General features: G+C 67.9%; 16 protein-coding genes. 6 read left to right on the plus strand and 10 right to left on the minus strand.

What is annotated here, in order from left to right; translation table 11 throughout:
• Positions 1-34 precede the first annotated feature (34 nt).
• From BLR29_RS08630 to BLR29_RS08650, 5 genes are all read right to left on the minus strand, one after another.
• Positions 35-1666, minus strand: a complete 1632-nt coding sequence (locus BLR29_RS08630) for a PqiB family protein (RefSeq protein ID WP_092136226.1) — start codon at positions 1664-1666, stop codon at positions 35-37.
• Positions 1653-2417 carry a paraquat-inducible protein A gene (locus tag BLR29_RS08635; RefSeq protein WP_092136228.1) on the minus strand — a complete coding sequence of 255 codons (765 nt, stop codon included), beginning with the start codon at positions 2415-2417 and terminating at the stop codon, positions 1653-1655. The genes BLR29_RS08630 and BLR29_RS08635 overlap by 14 nt, the downstream gene beginning before the upstream one ends.
• Positions 2414-3112 carry a paraquat-inducible protein A gene (locus BLR29_RS08640; RefSeq protein ID WP_092136230.1) on the minus strand — a complete coding sequence of 233 codons (699 nt, stop codon included), beginning with the start codon at positions 3110-3112 and terminating at the stop codon, positions 2414-2416. Before BLR29_RS08640 ends, BLR29_RS08635 begins: the two co-directional genes overlap by 4 nt.
• A complete protein-coding gene (locus BLR29_RS08645) occupies positions 3109-4212 on the minus strand; it encodes an AI-2E family transporter (protein WP_092136698.1) in 1104 nt (367 codons plus the stop codon). The genes BLR29_RS08640 and BLR29_RS08645 overlap by 4 nt, the downstream gene beginning before the upstream one ends.
• A gap of 214 nt (positions 4213-4426) precedes the next feature.
• Entirely contained in the window at positions 4427-5557 is a 1131-nt protein-coding gene (locus BLR29_RS08650; RefSeq protein WP_092136232.1) for an HPP family protein, read from the minus strand.
• Between the two features lie 132 nt (positions 5558-5689).
• On the opposite strand from BLR29_RS08650, the gene BLR29_RS08655 reads away from it, so the two are divergent.
• The 3 genes from BLR29_RS08655 (at position 5690) to BLR29_RS08665 (ending at position 9595) form a co-directional block, all read left to right on the plus strand.
• Positions 5690-7462 carry a chloride channel protein gene (locus tag BLR29_RS08655; RefSeq protein WP_092136234.1) on the plus strand — a complete coding sequence of 591 codons (1773 nt, stop codon included), beginning with the start codon at positions 5690-5692 and terminating at the stop codon, positions 7460-7462.
• A 153-nt stretch (positions 7463-7615) separates the two neighbouring features.
• Positions 7616-8494, plus strand: a complete 879-nt coding sequence (locus tag BLR29_RS08660) for a dimethylarginine dimethylaminohydrolase family protein (RefSeq protein ID WP_092136236.1) — start codon at positions 7616-7618, stop codon at positions 8492-8494.
• A gap of 15 nt (positions 8495-8509) precedes the next feature.
• Positions 8510-9595 carry an ornithine cyclodeaminase gene (locus BLR29_RS08665; RefSeq protein ID WP_092136238.1) on the plus strand — a complete coding sequence of 362 codons (1086 nt, stop codon included), beginning with the start codon at positions 8510-8512 and terminating at the stop codon, positions 9593-9595.
• A gap of 109 nt (positions 9596-9704) precedes the next feature.
• Here the strand turns inward: BLR29_RS08665 and BLR29_RS08670 are convergent, their stop codons facing one another.
• The 5 genes from BLR29_RS08670 to BLR29_RS08690 all read right to left on the minus strand — a co-directional run bounded on the left by BLR29_RS08670 (position 9705) and on the right by BLR29_RS08690 (position 19265).
• On the minus strand, positions 9705-10304 hold the full coding sequence (locus tag BLR29_RS08670; protein WP_092136700.1) for a helix-turn-helix domain-containing protein: 600 nt from the start codon (positions 10302-10304) through the stop codon (positions 9705-9707).
• 490 nt (positions 10305-10794) lie between these two features.
• Entirely contained in the window at positions 10795-12117 is a 1323-nt protein-coding gene (locus tag BLR29_RS08675) for a sigma-54-dependent transcriptional regulator (protein ID WP_092136240.1), read from the minus strand.
• On the minus strand, positions 12107-14020 hold the full coding sequence (locus BLR29_RS08680) for a sensor histidine kinase (protein ID WP_092136702.1): 1914 nt from the start codon (positions 14018-14020) through the stop codon (positions 12107-12109). Before BLR29_RS08680 ends, BLR29_RS08675 begins: the two co-directional genes overlap by 11 nt.
• A gap of 251 nt (positions 14021-14271) precedes the next feature.
• Positions 14272-15582 carry a dicarboxylate/amino acid:cation symporter gene (locus BLR29_RS08685; RefSeq protein ID WP_092136242.1) on the minus strand — a complete coding sequence of 437 codons (1311 nt, stop codon included), beginning with the start codon at positions 15580-15582 and terminating at the stop codon, positions 14272-14274.
• A gap of 284 nt (positions 15583-15866) precedes the next feature.
• Complete coding sequence (locus tag BLR29_RS08690) at positions 15867-19265, minus strand: diguanylate cyclase (RefSeq protein WP_092136244.1); 3399 nt, start codon at positions 19263-19265, stop codon at positions 15867-15869.
• A gap of 303 nt (positions 19266-19568) precedes the next feature.
• Between BLR29_RS08690 and BLR29_RS08695 the strand changes: the two genes are divergently transcribed.
• From BLR29_RS08695 to BLR29_RS08705, 3 genes are all read left to right on the plus strand, one after another.
• A complete protein-coding gene (locus BLR29_RS08695; protein WP_369804570.1) occupies positions 19569-19961 on the plus strand; it encodes a nuclear transport factor 2 family protein in 393 nt (130 codons plus the stop codon).
• A 123-nt stretch (positions 19962-20084) separates the two neighbouring features.
• The gene (locus BLR29_RS08700; RefSeq protein WP_092136248.1) at positions 20085-20972 is read left to right on the plus strand and encodes a c-type cytochrome; all 888 of its coding nucleotides are present in this window, start codon (positions 20085-20087) and stop codon (positions 20970-20972) included.
• A gap of 291 nt (positions 20973-21263) precedes the next feature.
• Positions 21264-21722 (plus strand): (2Fe-2S)-binding protein, encoded by a 459-nt coding sequence (locus tag BLR29_RS08705; protein WP_092136250.1) that lies wholly within the window; start codon positions 21264-21266, stop codon positions 21720-21722.
• Positions 21723-21726: the final 4 nt, after the last annotated feature.

Consider the following 21726-nt stretch of genomic DNA (forward strand, 5'->3'; position numbering starts at 1 on the left):
GCGGCGCCGAACCGGCGATTTTGCGAGCGATTCATCATGGTTTCTCCGCCTTGCCGCGCAGCAGCGCCTCGGGATGGCGTTCGAGATAGTCGGTCAGCGCGCGCAGCGATACGGCCGTGCGCGTCAGTTCCTGCAGCATGCGCCGCGTGTCCTGCTGCAGCGGCGCATCGGACGCCAGCGTGCCATTGGCCGATGTCAGCGTGCGGCGCGCATCCTGCAGCGCGGCCAGCACTTGCGGCGCCACGTCGCCATTGAGCTGGTCCACCAGCTTGTCGGCCTTGACGAGCATCGCGTTCAGCGATGCCACGGAGGTGCGCAGGTCCTGCCCGATCTGGTCGAACGGCACCCTGTCGATCCGGTTGACGATGTCGCCCAGCTTGGCCTGCAGCGTGTCGAAGGTGCCCGGCGTGGTCGGCAGCTCCGGCATCGAGGCGTCGAGGTCGACGCCCGTCGGGGCCGGCGCCTTCGGGAAGAAGTCCAGCGCCACGTACAACTGGCCGGTCAGCAGGTTGCCGGTGCGCAGCTGGGCGCGCAGGCCACGGTTGATCAGGGCCTGCACGGTGCTGCGCTTCTTGGCCTCGTCGGCGACGTCGCGCTCGCGGAAGCCCATGCGTGACGGGTAGAACTCCACCACCACCGGGAGTCGGAATGCCTTCTTGTCGCTCAGGTATTCGATGCCGATCGACCGCACGACGCCCACGATCACGCCGCGGAAGTCCACCGGCGCGCCGGGGGACAGCCCGCGCACGGACTGGTCGAAGTTCAGCACGGCCAGCGTCGGCGCGAGTTCCTCGGGTTCCTTCATCGCCTCGGTCTGGTCGCTGGCCAGCAGGAACTGCGTGTTCTCGGCCGCCGCGTCACGGGCCGTGGTGTGTTCCGGCGCCTGGAAGGCCACGCCGCCCAGGAGCACCGTCACCAGCGACTGCGTGGAGAGCTTCAGGCCGCCGGCATCGAGCTTGAGGTCGACGCCGCTGGCGTGCCAGAAGCGCGTATCGGCGGTCACGAGCTTGTCGTACGGCTTGTTGACGAACACACGCAGCGTGATGTCGCGGCCATTGGGCTCGAGCTGATAGGCCACCACCTGCCCCACCTGCACGCGCCGGTAGTACACCGGCGAGCCGATATCGAGCGAGCCCAGGTCCTGCGCGCGCAATACGAACTGGCGGCCGGACGCATCCGTGGTCACCACCGGCGGCACCTCCAGCCCGGTGAAGCTGCGCGTGCGCTCGCTGGACTTGCCCGCATCCACGCCGATATAGGCGCCGGACAGCAGTGTTTCCAGCCCGGACACGCCGCTGATGGCAAAGCGCGGGCGCACGACCCAGAAGCGCGTATCGGTCACCGCGAAGTTCTCGGCGTCCTTGGTCAGCTCGATGTTGGCCACCACGTGCGAGCGGTCCGACGCCAGCTTGACGGACTTGACGAGGCCGATTTCGACGTCCTTGTAGCGCACCACCGTCTTGCCGGGTGTCAGGCCCTCGGCCGTGCTGAATTTCACGGTGATCTCGGGACCGCGCGACGCCAGCGTGTTGATCAGCAGCGAGACGCCGACAATCGCCGCGACGATCGGAATCAGCCAGACCAGCGACGGCAGCCAGCGCGTGCGACGCTTGCGCGCCGGCTGCGGGATGTCCTGGGTTGGGGGAGGAGTATCAGTCTCGGGCATTGTCGGAATCCTGCGAATCGAGCGAGTCCCACAGCAGGCGCGGGTCGAAGCTCAGCGACGCCAGCATGGTCAGTACGACGACCGAGGCAAAGGCCAGCGCCCCCGCCCCGGGAATAATAGTGGCGAGCGCCCCGGCCCGCACCAGTGACGCCAGCAGCGCCACCACGAAAATATCCAGCATCGACCATCGGCCGATGACCTCGACCAGCCAGTAGAGCCGGGTTTGCTGGCGGATGCGCCAGGTCGAGCGCAAATGCACCGACGCCAGCAACAGCGTCAGGATCATCATCTTGAGCATGGGTACCACGATGCTGGCCACCAGCACCACGCCGGCCAGCAGGTGCGACCCCGACAGCCAGAGGTAGATCACGCCGGACAGGATCGTGTCGCGCTGCGTGCCCAGGATCGACTGGGTCACCATCACCGGCAGCAGGTTGGCGGGGATGTAGAGGATGTACGCGGCCAGCAGGAACGCCCAGGTGCGGGCCAGGCTGCCCGGCTTGCGACGGTGGAGCGTGGCGCCGCAGCGCGGGCAGGGCTCGCCTTCCAGCGTGACCGGGCTGACCAGGTCGCAGGCGTGGCAGGACAGCAGGCCGCGCGATGCGGCGGTCGGGACTTGCGGCAGCGGCGTCTGCTCGTCGTCGTCGGTCAACTCCGCAACCATCCCGGCGGCCATGCGGCGCGAGCGTTCCAGTTGCTCGCGTGCGGTGGCCGTGCGCGACGGGGACGGACGATCGGGCGGGGGCGTCATGGTGCGGCCTCCGGCGTGCGCGGCGGCGGTGTGCGGGATGGCGTTTCGTCGGCACCGGGCGCCTCCAGGTAATGCCAGAGGTCGCGCGGATCGAAGGAAAGCATCGCGGCCAGAACGACGACGAGCGCCCCGAACGACCACAGCGCCACACCGGGCAATACCTGCGCCATCGTGGACAGCTTCACCAGCGTGACCAGCACGCCGATCATGAAGACCTCGATCATGCCCCACGGACGGGTCTGGCGAATGCCACGCACGATCCGGTCAAAGCCGGGCGGCATCCTGCGGCGCGCCATCGGCACCAGCAGGTAGCACATCATCAGCATCTCGGAGAGCGGGAACAGGATGGTCGTGGCGAATACCAGGATGGCCACCAGCGCCATGTGGTCCGCATAGAGGGCCTGCACGGCGCCCCAGAGGGTGGTCTGCGTACGCACGCCCTTGAGGTCCATCTCCACGATGGGGTAGGTGTTGGAGATCAGGAACAGGATCAGCGCGGTGAACACCAGCGGCAGCAGGCGCCGGTAGGCCTGCGAGCTTTCGCGATAGAGCGGGCCGCCGCAGCGCAGGCACGTGGCACGCTCACCGGGCTCCAGCGCCGTGCGCGCGTACAGCGCATCGCAGTATTCGCAGGCCACAAGCCGGTGCAGATCCTGCGCCGGCGCATCCGTCGATACGGGTGTGTGCGACGTCATGCGTCCGGGGTGAGTTGCGAGGGCGGCGGCGCCGTGACCGAGGCGATCGCCGCGGGTTCCTGCGTGCCGATGGTCCAGTCACGCAGCAGCGCGTAGGCCACGGCCAGCACGGTCGGGCCGATGAAGACCCCGAGGAAGCCAAAGGCCAGCGCACCGCCCAGCACGCCCATCATGATCCAGATCAGCGGCAGGCCCGTGCCCTTGCTGATCAGTAGCGGCTTGATGACGTTGTCGGCCATGCTGACCACAACGCCGCCCCAGACCACCATGAAGATGGCCCAGCCGGTCTCTCCCGAGTGGTAGAGCCACAGCGCGGCCGGTATCCAGACCAGCGGCGGGCCCACCGGCACCACGGACAGGAAGAACGTAATGAAGCCGAGGATGGCCGCGCCGGGCACGCCGGCGATCCAGAAGCCGATGGCGGCCAGCACCGCCTGCACGAATGCGGTACCCAGCACCCCGTAGACCACGCCCTTGACGGTGCCGCCGGCCAGTGCCAGCAGATGGTCGGCGCGGTCGCCCGCCACGCGGCGCATGCCGCCGCGCAGCCAATCCACGGCCAGTTCGCCGCCCGTGTAGAAGAAGAACGCCAGCACGATCGACAACGCCAGTTGCCCGAGTCCGGCGCCGATTGACAGCCCGGCGCCCAGCAGCACATGCCCCACCGGGGCGATCAGCTTGCGCAGGTTGGCGACCATGTCCGAGTCGGCGGTGATCACCTTGTTCCAGGCGGATTGCAGTTGCGGGCCGACGTACGGCAGGCCGCCGAGCCAGTCGGGCAACTGCGGCAGGCCGCGTTCGGCGTAGCGATTGACCAGTGCGGTCAACTCGTCCAGGTGAGCCGAAAAGCTGGCGCCGGCGTAGACGAACGGACCGAGGACGATCACCGTGGTGACCAGCACGCAGATCAGCGCGGCCAGTACGCGGCGATTGCCGAGCCAGCGCGACAGCACGGTGTAGGGGTACCACGAACTGAAGGCGAGAATGGCACCCCAGATCAGCGCCGTGGCGAACGGGGCCAGCACGAGCAGCGAGCCGCCAATCAGCACGATCAGCGCAAAGACGGCGGCGAGCTTTTCAATCAGTTGTCCGGAACTCATCATCGCGCAGATCTCCTCGGGCGGCCGTGTGACGAAAACGCCGTAAGCATAGCGGAAATCGATGACAGCCCCTTTCGCGGGCAGGACGTGGCCTCAGTGAGTAGTTATAGGCGGTGGGATGGGGGGGAGGCCGAGGTGGGACGGCGCGTGGCGATGGCGGCACCGCACGGCGCCGCTCCGATCCGGGCGAGCCGGATCTGCGGATTCAGCCGCCTCAGCTCGCCACCATGTTATTGCGCAGCAGTGCCGCCACGAGGTCCGATTGCGTGACGATGCCCACCACGCGCCGGTTGTCGTCGAGCACCGGCACATGGTGCAACCCGCCGTCCGAGAACGCGCGCGCAAGTTCGACCATCGGCTGGTCGGCGCGGGCCGAGGTCACCGCGCGCGTCATGAGATCGCGCACATTGCCGCTGGCGCGGCGCGACCCCGTGCGCTGGGCGCGGAAGAAGTCACTTTGCGTGACGATGCCGAGCAGCCGGCGTTGGCCATCCACCACGGGCAGCGCCTTGATGTGATGGCGCGTGAGCAGGGCGGCCGCCTCCGTGGAAGGCTGGCCGGGGCGCACCGTCACCACGTCGCGCGACATGATCTCCGCGCAGCGCACGTCGCCAAAGCGTCGGCGATAAGCGCGCAGCTCCGCCGCCACCAGGATGGCTTCCAGGTCATCTTCCTCGATGTCGAGAAATTCGCCCCGGGCGGCCAGCACCGCGTCCAGGTCGGCGCGGGTAAAGCCCACGCGCTGGCTCGGCGGCACGTCGCGGGTGTGATGCTGCGTGGCCGCCTCCGGCGGGCGGTGCGGATAGCGGCGCCGGGCGAGGTTGTTGAAAGCCAGCGCCATCAGCAGCAACAGCATCGAATTGATGGCCACCGGCACCACGACGAAGCCGAAGCCCAGCGCCTGCACCGCTGGCCCGCCGAGCACCGCCGTCATGGCCACGGCGCCGCTGGGCGGGTGGACGCAGCGCAACTGGAACATCAGCGCGATGGCCACGGCGACGGCCACGCCGGCCGCCAGGCCGGGGTCCGGGATCCAGCGCGCGCAGGCCACGCCTACGGTCGCCGCCACCAGGTTGCCGCCGATGATCGACCACGGCTGGGCCAGCGGACTGGCTGGCACCGCGAACAGCAATACGGCGGAAGCCCCCATTGGCGCCACGAACCAGGGATTGAATCCATGCAGGATGTGGCGACTGATCCACTCCGTGACGAACAGGCCGAGCAGCGCGCCGGCGCAACTCTTGATGCGCTCGTGGCGGCCGGCGGTGATCGGCATGGGAACAAATGTGCGCAGCCAGGCGCGTGCCTGGGTCGCGGAGGCGGACAAGTCGAATGCTGTCGGCATGAATACGGGGGGCGCAGGGGGCGGTTGCGGGGGTCCGCAAATATATCATGGCGTGATATATTGCGCCGCACACTGAACGGTAAGCCGCCCCCACGCCTCCGTTCCCATATCCCCGGCTGCGGAGGAGGCCCCATGCATACCGATTCCACTCACGTCGAGAAGCGCGACTACGCCGTCAATCGCCGGCTGCTGATGCTGGCGACCATCGCCCTGGGCATCGGCGCGATCAGCACGGCCGCCGCCTTCGTCCTGGTCAACCTGATCCGCTTCTTCACCAACCTGTTCTTCTTCCAGACGTTGTCGTTTGCCGACCGCTCGCCGGCGCATCATGCGCTCGGCGCCTGGGTCATCGTGGTGCCAGCGGTGGGCGGGCTGATCGTCGGCCTGATGGCCAGGTATGGCAGCGACAAGATTCGCGGCCACGGCATCCCGGAAGCCATCGAGGCCGTGCTGTTTGGCAAGAGCAAGATGTCGCCGAAAGTGGCGGTGCTCAAGCCGTTGTCATCGGGCATTGTGATCGGCAGCGGCGGCCCGTTTGGCGCCGAGGGGCCGATCATCATGACGGGCGGGTCGATCGCCTCGCTGCTGGCGCAATACCTGCATCTGACCGCCGCGGAGCGCAAGACGCTGCTGGTGGCCGGCGCTTGTGCCGGCATGACGGCGATCTTCGGCACGCCGGTGGCGGCGGTACTGCTGGCCATCGAGCTGCTGCTGTTCGAACTGCGCCCGCGCAGCCTGCTGCCGGTGGCGCTGGCCTGCGCGGTGGCTGGATTCCTGCGTCCGTTCGTGTTCGAAGCCGGCCCGCTCTTTCCCTTGCAGACCGCGCCGGCCAGCACCGTGGCGCTGGGCTCGTGCGTGCTGGCTGGCCTGCTGTGCGGCATTCTCGGCGCCGCGATGACCCTCGCGCTGTATCGGACGGAAGACGCCTTCAGCAAGCTGCCGCTGCACTGGATGTGGTGGCCGGCCATCGGCGGGCTGGTGGTCGGCATCGGCGGATACTTCGAGCCGCGTGCGCTGGGCGTCGGGTACGACGTCATCGGCGACCTGCTGAACAACCGGATGGCGATCGGGCTGGCCGTGATGCTGCTGACGGTCAAGGCCGTGATCTGGATTGCCGCGCTGGGCTCGGGCACCTCCGGCGGTGTGCTCGCGCCGTTGCTGATGCTCGGCGCCGGTCTGGGCGTGGTGCTGGCGCCGATGCTGCCGGGGGGATCGCCCACGCTATGGGCGCTGGTCTGCATGGCCGGCGTGCTGGGCAGCGTGCTGGGCGCGCCGCTGACCGCCATCGTGTTCGCGTTCGGGCTCACGCATGACAGCGAGGCGCTCCTGCCGCTGTTGCTGACCACGGCCGTGGCCTATGGCTTCTCGGTGCTGACGATGAAGCGATCGATCATGACGGAGAAGATTGCGCGCCGTGGCCTGCATATCTATCGCGAATACGGCGTGGACCCGCTCGAGCGTGCCCACGTGGCCGAGCTGATGACGCGCGACGTGGTCGCGATCGACGGCGACCTTCCCGTGAGCGAGGCGATTCCGCGCTACTTTGGCGACCATGCCGCGCATCGCGCCTACCCGGTGGTCAGCGCAGGACGCGTGGTCGGCATGCTGCATCGCGCAGCCGTCGCGGCCACGGTGGCCTCCGGCGACGATCACGTCGGCCTGCGCTGTCGCGATCTGGTGGCGGCGTGGACCGCACCCGCGATCCTGTTGCCCTCGCAGACGGGCCGCTCGGCCGCCGGCAGCATGGCGGAGCTCAGCGTGGCGCGCCTGCCGGTGGTGGACAGCCTGACAACCATGCGCCTGGTTGGCATCGTCTCGCTACGCGACCTGCTGGGTCCGAGCGGACACGTGCTGCACGAGGAAACCCGTCGCGAACGCCTGCGTGGCGCCGCGGTCGCGACCTGAAAAGGGCGTTTCCGGCGGCCGCTGGCAGATTGCCAGTGGCTACCGGCAAATTGGCATGCTGACGTAGCGATTTGTCCAGTTTGCTGGCTTTTCGTTGACGTGGGTCTTGACCAGAATTCAGTCACGGACACCCCAACAACGAGGAGAGCCACCTTGACTGATCGCCCCACCATCCTGCTGGTCGCACCGACCTTCTACGACGTTTCCTACAGCATCAATCCGTGGATGGATCCCGATGCCTGGGCGCGCGATCCGCGCGGCATGCATCGCCATGCCATGACGTCATTCCAGGCCTTGCGCGATGCGCTCGACGCTTCTGGCTTTGCGGTGGAAGTCGCCGACGGTGCGCCGGGCCAGCCCGACATGGTCTTCCCGGCCAACGCCGCGGTGGTGCTCGATGGCAAGGCCGTGCTGGCGCGCTTCCGCTATCCGCAACGCCGGGGCGAGGAAGCCCCGTTCGAAGCGATCTTCGAAGGTCTTCGCGCACGCGGCCTGATCGACAGCGTGGTCACGCTGCCCGAGGGCTGCTTCCAGGAAGGTGCGGGCGACTGCATCTGGGATGTGCAGCGCGGCCATTTCTGGGCCGGCTTCGGGCCGCGCTCGTCGCGCGAGGCGGCCGACGCCATGTCGAGCCACTTTGGGCAGGAAGTCGTGGCACTCGAGCTGGCCACCGCGCAAAGCTATCACCTCGATGTCTGCTTCTGCCCGCTGGCGGGCGGCGAGGTGCTCTACTACCCGCCGGCTTTCTCCGAGGCATCGCTGCAAGTGATCCGCGCCCGCGTGCCGGCCGGCTTGCGCATCGAAGCGAGCGTGGACGATCTGCGCCACTTCAGCGTCAACGCCGTCAATCTCGACGACCACGTCGTCATGACATCCACCACGCCGCATCTGCGCGCCGAGCTGGGCCAGCGCGGCTATCGGCTGCACGAGGTCGACCTGTCGCCGTTCATGCTGTCCGGCGGTGGCGCGTATTGCATGACGCTGCGCCTCGACCGCTCCAGCATGGCCGCCCGGCGCGCCGTGGCCGCATGAAACAAGGAGCCGATCATGAAAGAAACGGCAATGACCCGGTTTCTCGATGCGAACGATGTGGCCGCGCTCGTGCGTGGCATCGGCGTGCAGCACGCGATCATGCAGATGGCCGACTACGTGCGTCAGGACTTCCTGCGCTGGAACGCGTTTGAAAAATCCGCCCGGCTGGCCAGCCATTCCCCGGTGGGGGTGATCGAGCTGATGCCGGTCACCGACGGGGTGCAATACGCGTTCAAGTATGTCAACGGCCATCCTCGCAACGCGCTGCATGCGTTGCCGACGGTGATGGCGTGCGGCGTTCTGGCCGAGGTGCGCACCGGCTTTCCGCTGCTGCTGGCCGATCTGACGCTGGCCACGGCACTACGCACGGCGGCCACATCCGCGCTGGCGGCCCGTGCGATGACACAAGCGGGGGCGCAAGGCGCACGGACCATGGCGCTGATCGGCAACGGCGCGCAGGCCGAGTTCCAGTCCCTGGCCTTCCATGCCTTGCTTGGCGTGCGCGAGATCCGCGCCTACGACATCGACCCGGAGGCCACCGCGCGGCTGGTGCGTAACCTGGCCAGCGTGCCGGGGCTGACGATCATGCCGACTACGTCAGTGCAGCAGGCGCTGGCGGGCGCGCAGATCGTCACCACGGTCACGGCCGACAAGACGCGCGCCACGATTCTCACGCCGGAGATGATCGCCCCCGGCATGCACCTGAACGCCGTGGGCGGCGACTGCCCGGGCAAGACGGAGCTGCATGTCGATATCCTGCGCGGCGCGCGCATCGTTGTGGAATACGCGCCGCAATCGCGTATCGAGGGTGAGATCCAGCAGTTGCCGGATGCACCGGTCAGCGAGTTGTGGGAAGTCCTGTCGGGTGCCGCACCGGGCCGCGTCGACGCGAATGAGGTGACGATCTTCGATTCGGTGGGGTTTGCACTGGAAGATTATTCGGCCCTGCGCTGGCTTCATGCCGCCGCGCATGCGCGCCACGCGGGCCGGCACATCGAGCTGGTGGCAATGCCGCCCGATCCGCGCGATCTCTATGGCTGGATGATGACGCCCGACGTACCTGCGGCGTCCGTCCAGACCGCAGCAGTGCTCGAAGCATAAGGGGCGTAGTGAACGGGGCACATACTTAAGAACCGAAGCCACTATGAAGAACGGCCCGGACGCAATGTCCGGGCCGCGAGGGGTTGGCACGACGCCGTGCCGGCAGGGCTCAGACGCCCGCGCGCCCCATCATCAGCTGCGCGCGCAGGAAGCCCTTGATCTCTTCCAGCGACGGCGTCTTCAGGAAGACCATGATGCCCCATTGCTGCAGCGCGTCGGCCACGCCGTCATAGGCCTGCCGATTCGTGATGACCGCAAAGATCACGCGCTGTCGTGCGAAGAAATTCTGCAGCTTCTCGATCGTGGCGGATTCCGCATCGTTGAGCTCTTCCACGTAGTAGAGCACCACGCGCGGCCTGGCATCGATGGACATGATGACGGTGTCGACCACATCCTCGAGCACCTGGGTCTTCAGCGGGAGCGACCACTTGCCGAGCTGGGTGCTGATGCGTTGCGCTTCCTGGTGATTGGGGTGGAACACCACCAGGTCCAGGTCATGCTCGATGGCCGTATCGGGCGTCGAACGGCTTGCCAGCAGGCGATGGACGGTTTCCTTGTGGATGCGCCGATGGCCACCGTTGGTTTTCCACGCGCCCAATTCCCCGCGTTCGACCATTTTCTGGACGGTGCCGAGCGATACATTGAGAAGTTTTGCCGCAGTGCGTGTGCTGTAGTAGGGCTTGTCAGCCAGTTCCGGATCCAGTTTCATCCATTCACCCGTAGTGTCGTTCAGCAGCATGGCGCGACGCGCACGCCCCGTGACGCCCTCGGACGCGCCACGCCGGTTGATCCGGGCTGCCGGATTTTTACTGACCCTGCTGCTTGCGACCTGCTCCCCGGCCGGTCTTTGTTGCTTTGCATTTCATTGTGGGCGTGGCGCGGAGTCGGGCCCCGTGCACGCCATCGGTGCCGGCGGTCTGTGCCGCCTGGTCTCTGCCGCGCCAACCTCGCCCGGCAGTCCGAATGCCAATAGTAAGGTGTCAGGACGAATCGTCGCTACAGGGAAAGCAATGATTCGAGTCACACTTTTGTTGTTTAACGTACATCAGGCAGGTTGCGTGGACAGTGTCACGATGAACGTCATGCCTGAACATTGCAGATTGAGTTGTTTCAGAGACAGTGGCGGTGCGTCACCAGTTCCCCCAGCTCCCCATCCAGCAGGCATTTGGCCTCTCGGCGACGCCCGCCGGCCATCATCGTCATGACAGTCCGTACTTGCGTACCTTGTCGAACAGCGTGGTCTTGGCGACGCCCAGCGCTTCGCCCGCGCGCGTCAGGCTGCCGTCGTGCCGCCGCAGCGCATCGGCGATCAGCGCGCGCTCGAACTGCTCCACGGCCTGGGGCAGCGGCAGGGCGGCGGGTGCGGTGCTGCCCTGGCCCGGATCGCAGCCCAGGCCCAGCACGTGGCGCTCGGCGAGGTTGCGCAACTCGCGCACATTGCCGGGCCACGGGTAGGCCACCAGCGTCGCCAGTTCCGCCGGCGTGGCGGGCAAGGCCTCGCGCTCGAAGCGCAGTGCCGCCTGGGCAACGAAATGCTCGAACAAGAGCGGCACATCCTCGCGCCTCTCGCGCAGCGGCGGCAGTTCCAGCGTCACCACATTCAGCCGGTAGTAAAGGTCCGCGCGGAACTGGCTGGCATCGGCAAGTGCACGCAGATCTGCCTTGGTGGCCGCCACCACGCGCGCGTTGACCGGCACAGGCTGGTTGGAGCCAAGGCGCTCCACCACCCGTTCCTGCAATACGCGCAGCAGCTTGATCTGCATCGGCATCGGCATGCTCTCGATCTCGTCGAGAAACAGCGTGCCGCCTTCCGCGTGCTCGATCTTGCCGATGCGGCGCTTGGCCGCGCCCGTGAACGATCCGGCCTCGTGGCCGAAGATCTCGGATTCGAACAGTTGCTCCGGCAGCCCGCCGCAATTGATCGGCACGAAATGCCGCGCACGCCGGCCGCTGGCCTCATGCAGGCAGCGCGCCACCAGTTCCTTGCCGGTGCCGGTCTCGCCGTGGATCAGTACGTTGGCCGCCGTGTCGGCGAGGTCGGCGATCATCTGCCGCAACCGGTCGATGGCCGGCGAATGGCCGATCAGCCGGGCCGCCAGCGTCTCGCGTCCCGCCAGCCGCGCGCGCAAGTCCGCCACCTCCAGCGCCAGCCGGCGCTTCTCCAGCGCGCGCCGGCACGTGGCCACCAGCCGCTCCGGGGAAAACGGCTTCTCCAGGAAGTCGTACGCGCCTTGTTTCATGGCCTGCACGGCCAGCGTCACATCGCCATGGCCGGTGATCATGATGACCGGCAGGGCCGCGTCGCGCCCGACCAGCTCGCGCAGCAATGCCATGCCGTCGGCGCCGGGCAGATGGATGTCGCTGACGACGATGCCGGGATAGCCGGCTTCCACCTCGCGCAGTGCGGCCTCGGCGCTGCCCACCGCGCGCGCGGCGATGCCTTCCAGCCGTAATGCCTGCTCGCAGCCGAGCCGCACATCGGGATCGTCCTCGACGATCAGCACCGTCAGTTCAGCCGACATGCCGTGCCTCCTGGCGGGCCAGCGGCAGGGCCAGCGTGAAGCAGGCGCCACCGTCGGGATGATTGATGGCGGTCAGCGTGCCGCCGTTTTCATGGAGGATGCCGGCGGACAGCGTCAGGCCGAGTCCCAGTCCCTCGCCCGCCGGCTTGGTGGTGAAGAACGGCTCGAACAGCCGCGCGAACGCAGACTCCGACAAACCGGGCCCGTTGTCCCGCACGGTCAGGTGGGCGAGGCCGCCGCTCTCGTAGGCGTGCACCCACAGGCGCGGCGCGGGGCGTCCTGCCAGCGCGTCCAGGGCATTGCTCATCAGGTTGACCAGCACCTGCTCCAGCCGGTTGGGGTCGCAGGCCACGGCCAGGTGTGCATCGATATCGCGCTCGATTGTCGGCGCCACGGCCGCGACACGCGTCTCCAGCAGAAACAGCGCGTTGTCCACGGCGTCGCCGAGGTTCGCCGAGGCGCGCTGGCCCACTGCCGGATTGCGCGCGAAGGACTTTAGCGCACCGGTGATGCGGCCCATGCGCTCCACCAGGCCGATGATCTTGCCGAGGTTGTCCTGCGCGGTGGCATAGTCGCCGCGCTCCAGGAACTTGCCGGTGTTGCCGGACAGCGTGCGCAGCGCGGCCAGCGGCTGGTTCAGTTCGTGCGCGATGCCGGTCGACATCTGCCCCACGGCGGCCAGCTTGCCCGCCTGCATCAGCCCGTCCTGGGCCTGGCGCAGGAACGTCTCGGTGCGGGCGCGCTCGGCCACCTCCGCGTGCAACTGCTGGTTGGCGGCCGACAGGTCGGCGGTCCGTTCCGCGACCTTGCGTTCGAGCTCGCTGTTGGCGGCTTCCAGCGCTGCGCGCGCCGCCAGCCGTTCGCTGACGATGCGCCGGCGCACGTTCCACGCGGCCGCCAGCAGCAGCACGAAGGCTGCCACCACGCCGGCCAGCGCGGCGCTGTTGAGCGCCGCCACGCGCGCCTGCGACGTGTTGGTCAGCAGCGTGAGATCCCAGTCGGTGCCGGGGAGCGCGGCATGCTGGGCCAGCATCGGCGGGCCCTGGCGCAACCGCACCAGTGCGTCGCCACCCGGACCAGGCCCGCCGCCCAGCGCGCGCACCGTGGACAGGGCCAGCAGCGGCAACGGCGCGCGGTTGTAGTGAAGGTTGCGGTCAAGCTTCTCGCGCAGTTCCGGCGTCAGCGGACGCAACGCCGCCAGCTTCCAGGACGGATCGGACGCCAGGATCACCACGCCGTTCTCGTCGGCCAGCAGCATCTGGCTGTCCGCGCCCTGCCAGCGGTTCTCCAGCGGCTCCAGTCCGATCTTGACCACCGCCACGCCGATGGGCTTGTCGCGGTCCCCAAGCGGGGCGGAAAGGTAATAGCCCGATTCGCTGCGTGTGGTGCCCACGCCGTAGAAGCGGCCGAGCTGGCCTTCGATGGCGGTGTGGAAATAGGGGCGAAAGCTCAGGTCTTCGCCCAGGTAGCTGTCCGGGCGCTGGAAGTTGCTGGTGGCCAGCACCTTGCCGCGGGCGTCGAGCACATAGATCACCCGCGTGCCGGCCCGGCCGTTGAGCGCCGCCAGGTAGGCGTTGGCCTGCGCCACGCGATCGGGATTGCCCGGCTGGCGCAGCAGGGCCTCGATGCGCATATCCAGCGACAGCAGGCTCGGCACGTAGTCATAGCGCGCCAGCTCCGACTCCAGCGCCTGCGCGTACAGCCGCAACTGCACCTGGCCACGCTCGGCCTGGCGCGCCAGGGCAGTGTCATAGGTGTACCGGTAGCCGAGCCAGCCCGCCAGGCCCACCAGCGCGGCGAGCGCCAGCAGGGCGAGGAGCGGGCCGGCGCGACGCCACATCGTGGCAGGAGCCGCGTCGTCTTGGGCGCGGGCGTCGGCAGGGGAAGGCAGGGGGCCGTTCATGAGGGATTCGGTGAAGCCGGTGGCAATGCCGCCGTGTGGCGCGCGGGGCGTTTTCTTGCCGCCGCCGGGATCGCCGGGGCAAGGGTGTGCCGGCGCCACCGGCAAGGCTGACTTTGTACCACACCCCGCGCCGCGACCATCCCAGGAGGCTGCCAGCCAGGTCCGCTTCGCTTCATTTTGAAACCACCTCCAAACGCAAAAAGGCCCGGCTGCCTGATCGGCAACCGGGCCCTGGCACGCCTGGCGGCAGCTTACTTGCTGGCCAGGACCTGAACGGGTGTCAGGCCGGTGTTGCTGTCCGGGGAGGTGTCGTCCTCATCGGATAGTTCCGGCGCGCCGATCGCGCCTTCGCTTTTGGCGACGACGGTCGTGGCAATGGCATTGCCAAGCACATTGGTCACGGTGCGGCCCATATCGAGGATATGGTCGATGCCCAGCACCAGCAGGATGCCGGCTTCCGGCAGCCCGAACATCGGCAGCACGGCCGCCACCACCACCAGCGAGGCGCGCGGCACGCCGGCGATGCCCTTGCTGGTGACCAGCAGCACCAGCAGCATGGTGATCTGCTGCGTCAGCGACAGCTGGATGCCGTACACCTGCGCCACGAACAGCGCGGCGAACGAGGTGTACATGATCGAGCCGTCCAGGTTGAACGAGTAGCCCAGCGGCAGCACAAAGCCGGTGATACGCGGCTTCACGCCGAAGCGGGTCAGTTGCTCGATGACCTTCGGGTACGCCGATTCGCTGCTGGCCGTGGCAAAGCCGATCATCAGCGGCGCGCGCAACTGGCGGATCAGGCGGAAGATGTCGCGGCCCAGGAAGAAGTAGCCGCCGGCGATCAGCGCCACCCACAGCAGTGCCAGCGCCAGGTACAGGCTGCCCAGCAGCTTGGCGTAGACGGTCAGCACGCCCAGGCCCTGCGCGGTGATGACGGCGGAGATGGCGCCGAACACGCCGACCGGCGCGAAGGCCATCACGTAGTTGGTCACCTTCAGCATCACGTGGCCCAGGCCATCGATGCCTTGCAGCACGGGCTTGCCCACGCCGTCCTTGACGGTGCCCAGCGCAAAGCCGAAGAACAGCGAGAACACCACGATCTGCAGGATCTCGTTGGTGGCCATCGCTTCCACGAAGCTCTTGGGGAACATGTGGGCGATGAAGTCGCGCAGGTTCAGCGCACCAGTCTTCAGGCTGGACGCGGCGTCGGCGGCCGGCAGCGGCAGGTTCATGCCGTGGCCCGGTGCCAGCAGGTTGGCCATGACCAGGCCCAGCAGCAGCGACGTGATCGACGCGGCCAGGAACCACGCCATGGCCTTCAGGCCGATGCGGCCCACGGCGCGGCCATCGCCCATGCCGGCGATGCCCGAGACCAGCGTGGCAAAGACCAGCGGCCCGATGATCATCTTGATCATCCGCAGGAAGACGTCGGTCAGGATGGAAAGGTGATCCGCAATCGATTTCGCGGTGGCGGCGTCGGGCGCCAGGTGGTGCGCGGCGGTGCCGGCCAGCACGCCGAGCAGCATCGCGATGAAGATCAGCGTGGGAAGTCGTTTCATTGTCATCGTGGGTACATCCTCCTTTGTACTTCGCGTGAGCCGCGCCGGGTGGGGGCAGGCGTGGCGTCCTCTGTTGCCCTGACGGCGGCGCCTAGGTTTGCACGAGGCGTGCCAGCGCCGGCGCCCTCGGATACAGATGTAAGCCGATGAATACAAAGGGGATTTGCGAGTGACGAAAACGCGCCGTTCGGATTTCCGGACGTACGAACGCAAGCGCCGTCCGGAAATCCGAACGGCGTTTGGTGAGGCGGCTAAGTGTTGTGACGACCCGGTCACCCGGGCGGTGGGGGTCAGGCGTCGGGCGCGTCGGCCGGCTGGCTTTCGCAGATGTCGAGGAAGGCTTCCAGCGGCATCGGGCGGCCGATGACATAGCCCTGCGCATAGTCCACGCCGATGGCGCGCAATGCATTCAGGGTCTGCTCATTCTCGACCGATTCGGCGACCGTGCGCACACCCAGGCGGTGGCCGATGTCGTTGATCGAGCTCACGATCTCGCGGTCCACCACGTTATCGGCCAGGTGACGAATGAAGCTCCCGTCGATCTTCAGGAAGTCCACCGGGAACTGCTTCAGGTAGGCGAACGACGACAGGCCGGCGCCAAAGTCGTCGAGCGCGACCGTGCAGCCGGCGCTGCGCATTTCCGCCACCAGCCGGCTGGCCGCGGCCATGTTGTTGATCAGCGCGGTCTCGGTGATTTCCAGCCGGATGCGGTGTGCCGGCAGCACGGAATCCTGTAGCGCCGCGTGCAGGAACGGCAGCAGGAACGGCTCCCCGAGCGAGTTGGCCGACAGGTTGATGGCCACCGACAGCCCCGGCACCGCGGCCAGGCGGTCGCCGTAGCGATGCAGCACCGTGCGGATCACCCAGCGGTCGATATGGCCCATCAGGTCGTAGCGCTCGGCGGCCGGGATGAACGCGCCGGGCATGATGAGCGCGCCTTGCTCGTCGACCATGCGCACCAGGATCTCGATATGGCACGTGTGCTCCTGGTCCGGCCGCAGCGCGCGGATTTCCTGGGCGAAGAGCCGGAAGCGGTTGCCGTCCAGCGCCGAGTGGATGCCCGCGGCCACTTCCAGTTCACGATGGTGGCGCCGCGCATCGCTTTCGTCGCGACGGTAGACCGACACCCGGTTGCGGCCGGCGGCCTTGGCGGCGTAGCAGGCCACGTCCGCGCGGCTCATCAGCTCGCCCACGGGCGGCGCGTCGTCGTCGATGGCGGCGATGCCGATGCTGGCCCCCACGTCATAGACGCGGCCATCCCACGGAAAGCGCCGCTCGCGAATCGCGTCGATGACCTTCTGGCAGACGTGTTCGGCGTGGTCGACGGAGCAGTCCTTGAGCAGCAGGGCGAACTCGTCGCCGCCAAGGCGCGCCAGGAGGTCGTCGGGCCGCACGTGATGGCGGATGACATAGCCCAGCTCGCGCAGCAGCACGTCGCCGGCGCCGTGTCCGGCCGTGTCGTTGACGATCTTGAAGCGGTCCAGGTCGATGAAGCACAGCGCGGCGCGGTGGCCGTGCAGGCGGGCATTCTCGCTGGCTTCGCGCAGGCGCTTTTCGAACCAGGCCCGGTTGGGCAGCCCGGTCAGCGCGTCGTGCGTGGCGGAGTGGGCCAGTTCACGCTGGAGCGCGCGGGACGTGGTGATGTCCTGGAACACCAGCACGGCGCCCAGCACGCTGCCGTCGTTGGTCAGCACCGGTGCCGCGGAGTCCTGCACATCGTGGCGCTCGCCCGTCAGGCTCTGCAGCACGGCGCCTTCCTGCAGGTACGCGGGACGCAGTGTTTGCAGGCATTGCTCGACCGGGCTCGGGATGCTGCCGCCCGTGATCTCGTCGACGATGCGGAAGACCTGCTCCAGTGGCTGGCCCATCGCGGCGTCCAGGCTCCAGCCCGTCAGCTGCTCGGCAATCGGATTCATGAACGTGACGCGCATGATCCGGTCGGTGCAGATCACGGCGTCGCCGATCGAGCGCAGCGTGATGTGCAGGCGCTCCTTTTCCTCGTATAGCTGCGTGGTCAGCCGGCGCTGCTCGGTGATGTCCCAGTTGGTGCCCACCAGCGCGCGCGTCATGCCGCCCTCTCGTCCGCCTTCCTCGTGGCGGGACACCATCGCCATGGCCCGCACGTGCCGGACCTCGCCGGTCGGGCGGACCACGCGGTATTCGGTGTCGAAGCGCTGGATTCCGCGGATGGCCTGGCGCATTTCCGTGCTGACGCGGCTCACGTCTTCCGGATGCAGCATGGCGATCCACTGCGCCAGCGTGGGCGCGCCCAGTTCCAGGGGCGTGCCGTGCAGCGCGTGCATGCGGGCATCCCAGGTAATGGCGGCGTTGGTGAAATCCCATTCCCAGATGCCGACACCGCCTGCCTCCACGGCCAGCTGGGTGCGGCGCGCGAACTGTTCCATCTGTTCCTGGGCCAGCTTGCGCAGGTGGATATCCTCCACCTGCGAGATGAAGTGGTCGGGACGTCCGGTGTGTTCGTCGCGCACCAGCGAGACCGCCAGCAGGGCCCACAGATAGTGGCCGTCCTTGTGCCGGTAGCGCTTCTCCATCCGGTAGGTGTCGATCTCCCCCTGCAGCAGTAGCTGGAGATGATGCAGGTCGGCGGCCAGGTCGTCCGGGTGCGTTATCTGCTGGAACGGCAGGTCGCGCAACTCTTCGGCGGTGTATCCGAGCAGGTCGGTCATGGCCCGGTTGACGAGCTGCCAGCGTCCGTCCAGCCCGACCAGCGCCATGCCGATAGCCGAGTGCTCCAGCGCCTGGCGAAAGCGGCGTTCGCTGCTGCGCAGTTCGGCGCGGCCTTTGCGGTTCTGCTCGGTCATGAACGCGATGCAGATCGGGAAGACCATGATCAGCGCGCCAGACAGCGGCACGCTGCGGCTGGCGATGAACTGCACGCCGGCCAGCAGCGCGAGGGATTCGGTGGCCAGCATGCACACCAGCATCAGCAGCGCCGTGGCGAACGGATTGCTGACGAGCGCCACCACCACCAGCGGCAGCGACATGGCCACGAACGGGTCATGTCCCGCCCTGACGGCCGCCGCGCCGATGGCCACGCAAAGCGCCAGCAGCCCGGCGAGCCGGAAGATCATCTGGCGCCGGAACGTGGCGCGCATGCGCTCGCGCGTGGCCGACACCATCAGCGGCAACAGCATCACCATGCCGAGGGCGCCCGCATTCCACCAGGCCCACCAGACGCGCGAAAACCGCGTGTCATAAGCCGCCGATAGCACCGCCGCCCCGACCAGACCGCCAAGGGCAGGCCCCACGATGGCCGCCACGCCGAGCGTCAGCGCGAACGTGGCCAGCGCGCCCGACCGCGCCAGTGCGCCCTGGCTTGCCATCAGCCGCAACAGCACGGCGGTGCTGCCGATCTCCAGCAGGTTGGCCAGCGACAGCAGCACGGACACACCGACCTGATCCCGTACCAGCCAGTTGGCCAGGATATTGGCGGCCAGCATGGCAGCCAGCAGCGGCGGGCCCTCCCTGCGCGGGCGGTTCAGCATCAGGCCAAGGCCGAATGCATTGGCCAGCCAGAGCGCTGCCGCGTTGCCCGGCATGCGCGCCAGCCAGATGCCCGCCGAGGCCAGCACGAAAAATCCCACGGCCGCCAGCAGCAGCGGGCGCCAGCGGGCTGCGGCGGGCGGCGGCAGGGTGGTCAGGGAAGTCGCGGCCGTCTCGGGCGTCATGTCGTTCGATGTCGATGGCCGCCAAAGGGCAAGCCAGATCTGCTGCCGGCACGGGTGCGATGGCCGCACCCTGCCCAGCGTAGTGCGCACTGTAATCGCGCCAACGGATGTTTGAGTGCGGAGATAGGGGGTGGTGGTGGGCCCTGTTGGGGCTGGCGTTCGGGCGGGATTTTTGGTAGAGGCCCGCCAGGCAGAATCGTGACGCCAAATCGTGACGATTACCTGATGCGTAATCGCGCGACGGTCGCCGGGCGCCGATCATGCAGTCATCCCGCATTCGCAACCGCCTTGATAAAGGAGCGCATGATGACCGCAACCCCCGCCAACCCAGCCCTGACCGACCTGGCCGACCGCTACCTGGCCGCGTGGAACGAGACCGATGCATCACGCCGCCGCGCGTTGATCGGCCGCACCTGGACCGAAACGGCGGTCTACGTGGATCCGCTGATGCGGGGCGAGGGCCATGCGGGCATCGACGCGATGATCGCCGGGGTGCAGGAGCGCTTCCCGGGCTTCCGCTTTACGCGGGTCACGCCGGTGGACGCCCACGGCGAGCACCTGCGCTTTTCGTGGGAGCTGGGCCCCGCCGGCGATGCCGCGCTGGTGGTGGGGACGGACTTCGCCACGGTGTCGGCCGATGGCCGCCTGCAAGGCATGACCGGCTTTATCGACCGCGCGCCGGCCGGCATGGCCTGACGCGGCTCCGAAGCCCTTTCCCGTGGCGCCGCCGGTCTGTACTATCGCGCACAGACCGCGCGGGGGCCCACCGGCTGCAATCACCCCCGGTGCCGCGCGGCAGGCGGCATATCAGGGGATCCCATGGATATCGCGCGATTTTTCCGCATCAGCAGTTCGGCGCTCATTGCCTTCGTCGTGGTCGTGGTCGTGGCCGTCGGCAGCACGTGGTGGTGGGGCGGCCGCAAGCTCGAGCGCAAGATCGATGTCGAGGTCCAGCCGGTCGCCTTTCGCGACGACGCCGCATCCATCGCCCACGGCAAGTATCTGTATGAATCGCGCGGCTGCATGGATTGCCATGGCGTCAACGCCGCCGGGAAGCAGGTTTTCGACGAGCCTAACGGCCTGCGCGTGCGGGCGCCCGACCTGACGTCGGCCAATCCCGCCATCGCCAGGTACCAGCCCGAAGACTGGGACCGCGCCATCCGCCACGGCGTGGCGCCATCGGGCCGGCCACTCCTCATCATGCCGAGCGAGGAATACAACCGCCTGAGCAACGACGACTTCGCCGCGCTGGTCGCCTACGTCCGCAGCCTGCCGCCGGCCAGGGGGCAGCCCGCCGAGATCCGGCTGCCCTGGTTCTTGCGCGGGCTCTACGGTGCCGGCGTGATCCAGGACGCCGCCGAAAAGATCGACCACCGCTTGCCGCCATCGGCGCCGATCGCGGCGACGGTCTCCGCATCCTATGGCGCCTACGTGGCCAACGCCTGCATGGGCTGCCACGGCGCCGACCTGCGCGGCGGCAATATTCCCGGCGCGCCGCCGGACTGGCCGCCCGCGTCCGACCTGCGCCCGGGCGGGGTGATGAAGCGCTATGCCCAGCCCGGGCAGTTCGTCACCATGATGCGCACCGGCAAACGCCCGGACGGCACCGAAGTCAGCCGCGTGATGCCAATCGCGTCGTTTTCCAGGATGAACGATACGGACCTCAACGCGTTGTATCTCTACCTGACCGGGACGCAGCGACCTTAGTCCTTTGTCGACCGCCGGACCGTGCCACGGCACGCCCGGCCCGGTCTGATCCGGGCCAGCCAGGCCCGGCGTCATCCACGGCGGCGCCATCACGTCCATCGTCTCCCATCGCCCCGTTTCGCCCCATTGCGGTGCATCGCGCGTGATGTGGACGGTGCAACGCACGAAATCCCGATTTGCACTATTCTCGTTGGGTTCCGCCGGTAGCCAGCGATGCCGAATCGCCATCGGCCCGGCGGTCCGCTCGAAAAAAATCTCGACGGGCAAAGCACCCAAGGAGTTGTCCCCAAAATGACCACCCTCACCATCAACGGTAAAACCGTGGAGGTGGACGCCGATCCGTCCACGCCACTGCTCTGGGCCCTGCGCGACAACCTCGCGATGACGGGCACCAAGTTCGGCTGCGGCATGGCCGCCTGCGGCGCCTGCACGGTCCACATCAACGGCCAGGCCACGCGCAGCTGCGTGACGCCGGTTTCCGCCGCCGCCGGCAGCAAGGTCGGCACCATCGAAGGCATGCCGGACGACAAGATCGGCCGTGCCGTGCTCGCTGCCTGGATCCAGCATGACGTGGCGCAGTGCGGCTACTGTCAGAACGGCCAGGTGATGAGCGCCGTCGGACTGCTGCGCAGCAAGCCGCGTCCGACCGATGCGGATATCGACCAGGCCATGGCCGGCAACGTCTGCCGCTGTGGCACCTACCAACGGATCCGCGCGGCCATCAAGGATGCCGCCCGGGCCATCGCCTGATCCG

Origin of the sequence: Cupriavidus sp. YR651, assembly GCF_900101625.1 — a bacterium.
In the GTDB taxonomy this organism is placed as follows: domain Bacteria; phylum Pseudomonadota; class Gammaproteobacteria; order Burkholderiales; family Burkholderiaceae; genus Cupriavidus.

Coding starts and splice junctions, on each gene's coding strand:
- BLR29_RS08630 (WP_092136226.1), bottom strand. CDS start 1,666: ATGCCCGAGACTGATACTCCTCCCCCAACCCAGGACATCCCGCAGCCG.
- BLR29_RS08635 (WP_092136228.1), bottom strand. CDS start 2,417: ATGACGCCCCCGCCCGATCGTCCGTCCCCGTCGCGCACGGCCACCGCA.
- BLR29_RS08640 (WP_092136230.1), bottom strand. CDS start 3,112: ATGACGTCGCACACACCCGTATCGACGGATGCGCCGGCGCAGGATCTG.
- BLR29_RS08645 (WP_092136698.1), bottom strand. CDS start 4,212: ATGAGTTCCGGACAACTGATTGAAAAGCTCGCCGCCGTCTTTGCGCTG.
- BLR29_RS08650 (WP_092136232.1), bottom strand. CDS start 5,557: ATGCCGACAGCATTCGACTTGTCCGCCTCCGCGACCCAGGCACGCGCC.
- BLR29_RS08655 (WP_092136234.1), top strand. CDS start 5,690: ATGCATACCGATTCCACTCACGTCGAGAAGCGCGACTACGCCGTCAAT.
- BLR29_RS08665 (WP_092136238.1), top strand. CDS start 8,510: ATGAAAGAAACGGCAATGACCCGGTTTCTCGATGCGAACGATGTGGCC.
- BLR29_RS08670 (WP_092136700.1), bottom strand. CDS start 10,304: ATGAAACTGGATCCGGAACTGGCTGACAAGCCCTACTACAGCACACGC.
- BLR29_RS08675 (WP_092136240.1), bottom strand. CDS start 12,117: ATGTCGGCTGAACTGACGGTGCTGATCGTCGAGGACGATCCCGATGTG.
- BLR29_RS08680 (WP_092136702.1), bottom strand. CDS start 14,020: ATGAACGGCCCCCTGCCTTCCCCTGCCGACGCCCGCGCCCAAGACGAC.
- BLR29_RS08685 (WP_092136242.1), bottom strand. CDS start 15,582: ATGACAATGAAACGACTTCCCACGCTGATCTTCATCGCGATGCTGCTC.
- BLR29_RS08690 (WP_092136244.1), bottom strand. CDS start 19,265: ATGACGCCCGAGACGGCCGCGACTTCCCTGACCACCCTGCCGCCGCCC.
- BLR29_RS08695 (WP_369804570.1), top strand. CDS start 19,569: ATGATGACCGCAACCCCCGCCAACCCAGCCCTGACCGACCTGGCCGAC.
- BLR29_RS08700 (WP_092136248.1), top strand. CDS start 20,085: ATGGATATCGCGCGATTTTTCCGCATCAGCAGTTCGGCGCTCATTGCC.
- BLR29_RS08705 (WP_092136250.1), top strand. CDS start 21,264: ATGACCACCCTCACCATCAACGGTAAAACCGTGGAGGTGGACGCCGAT.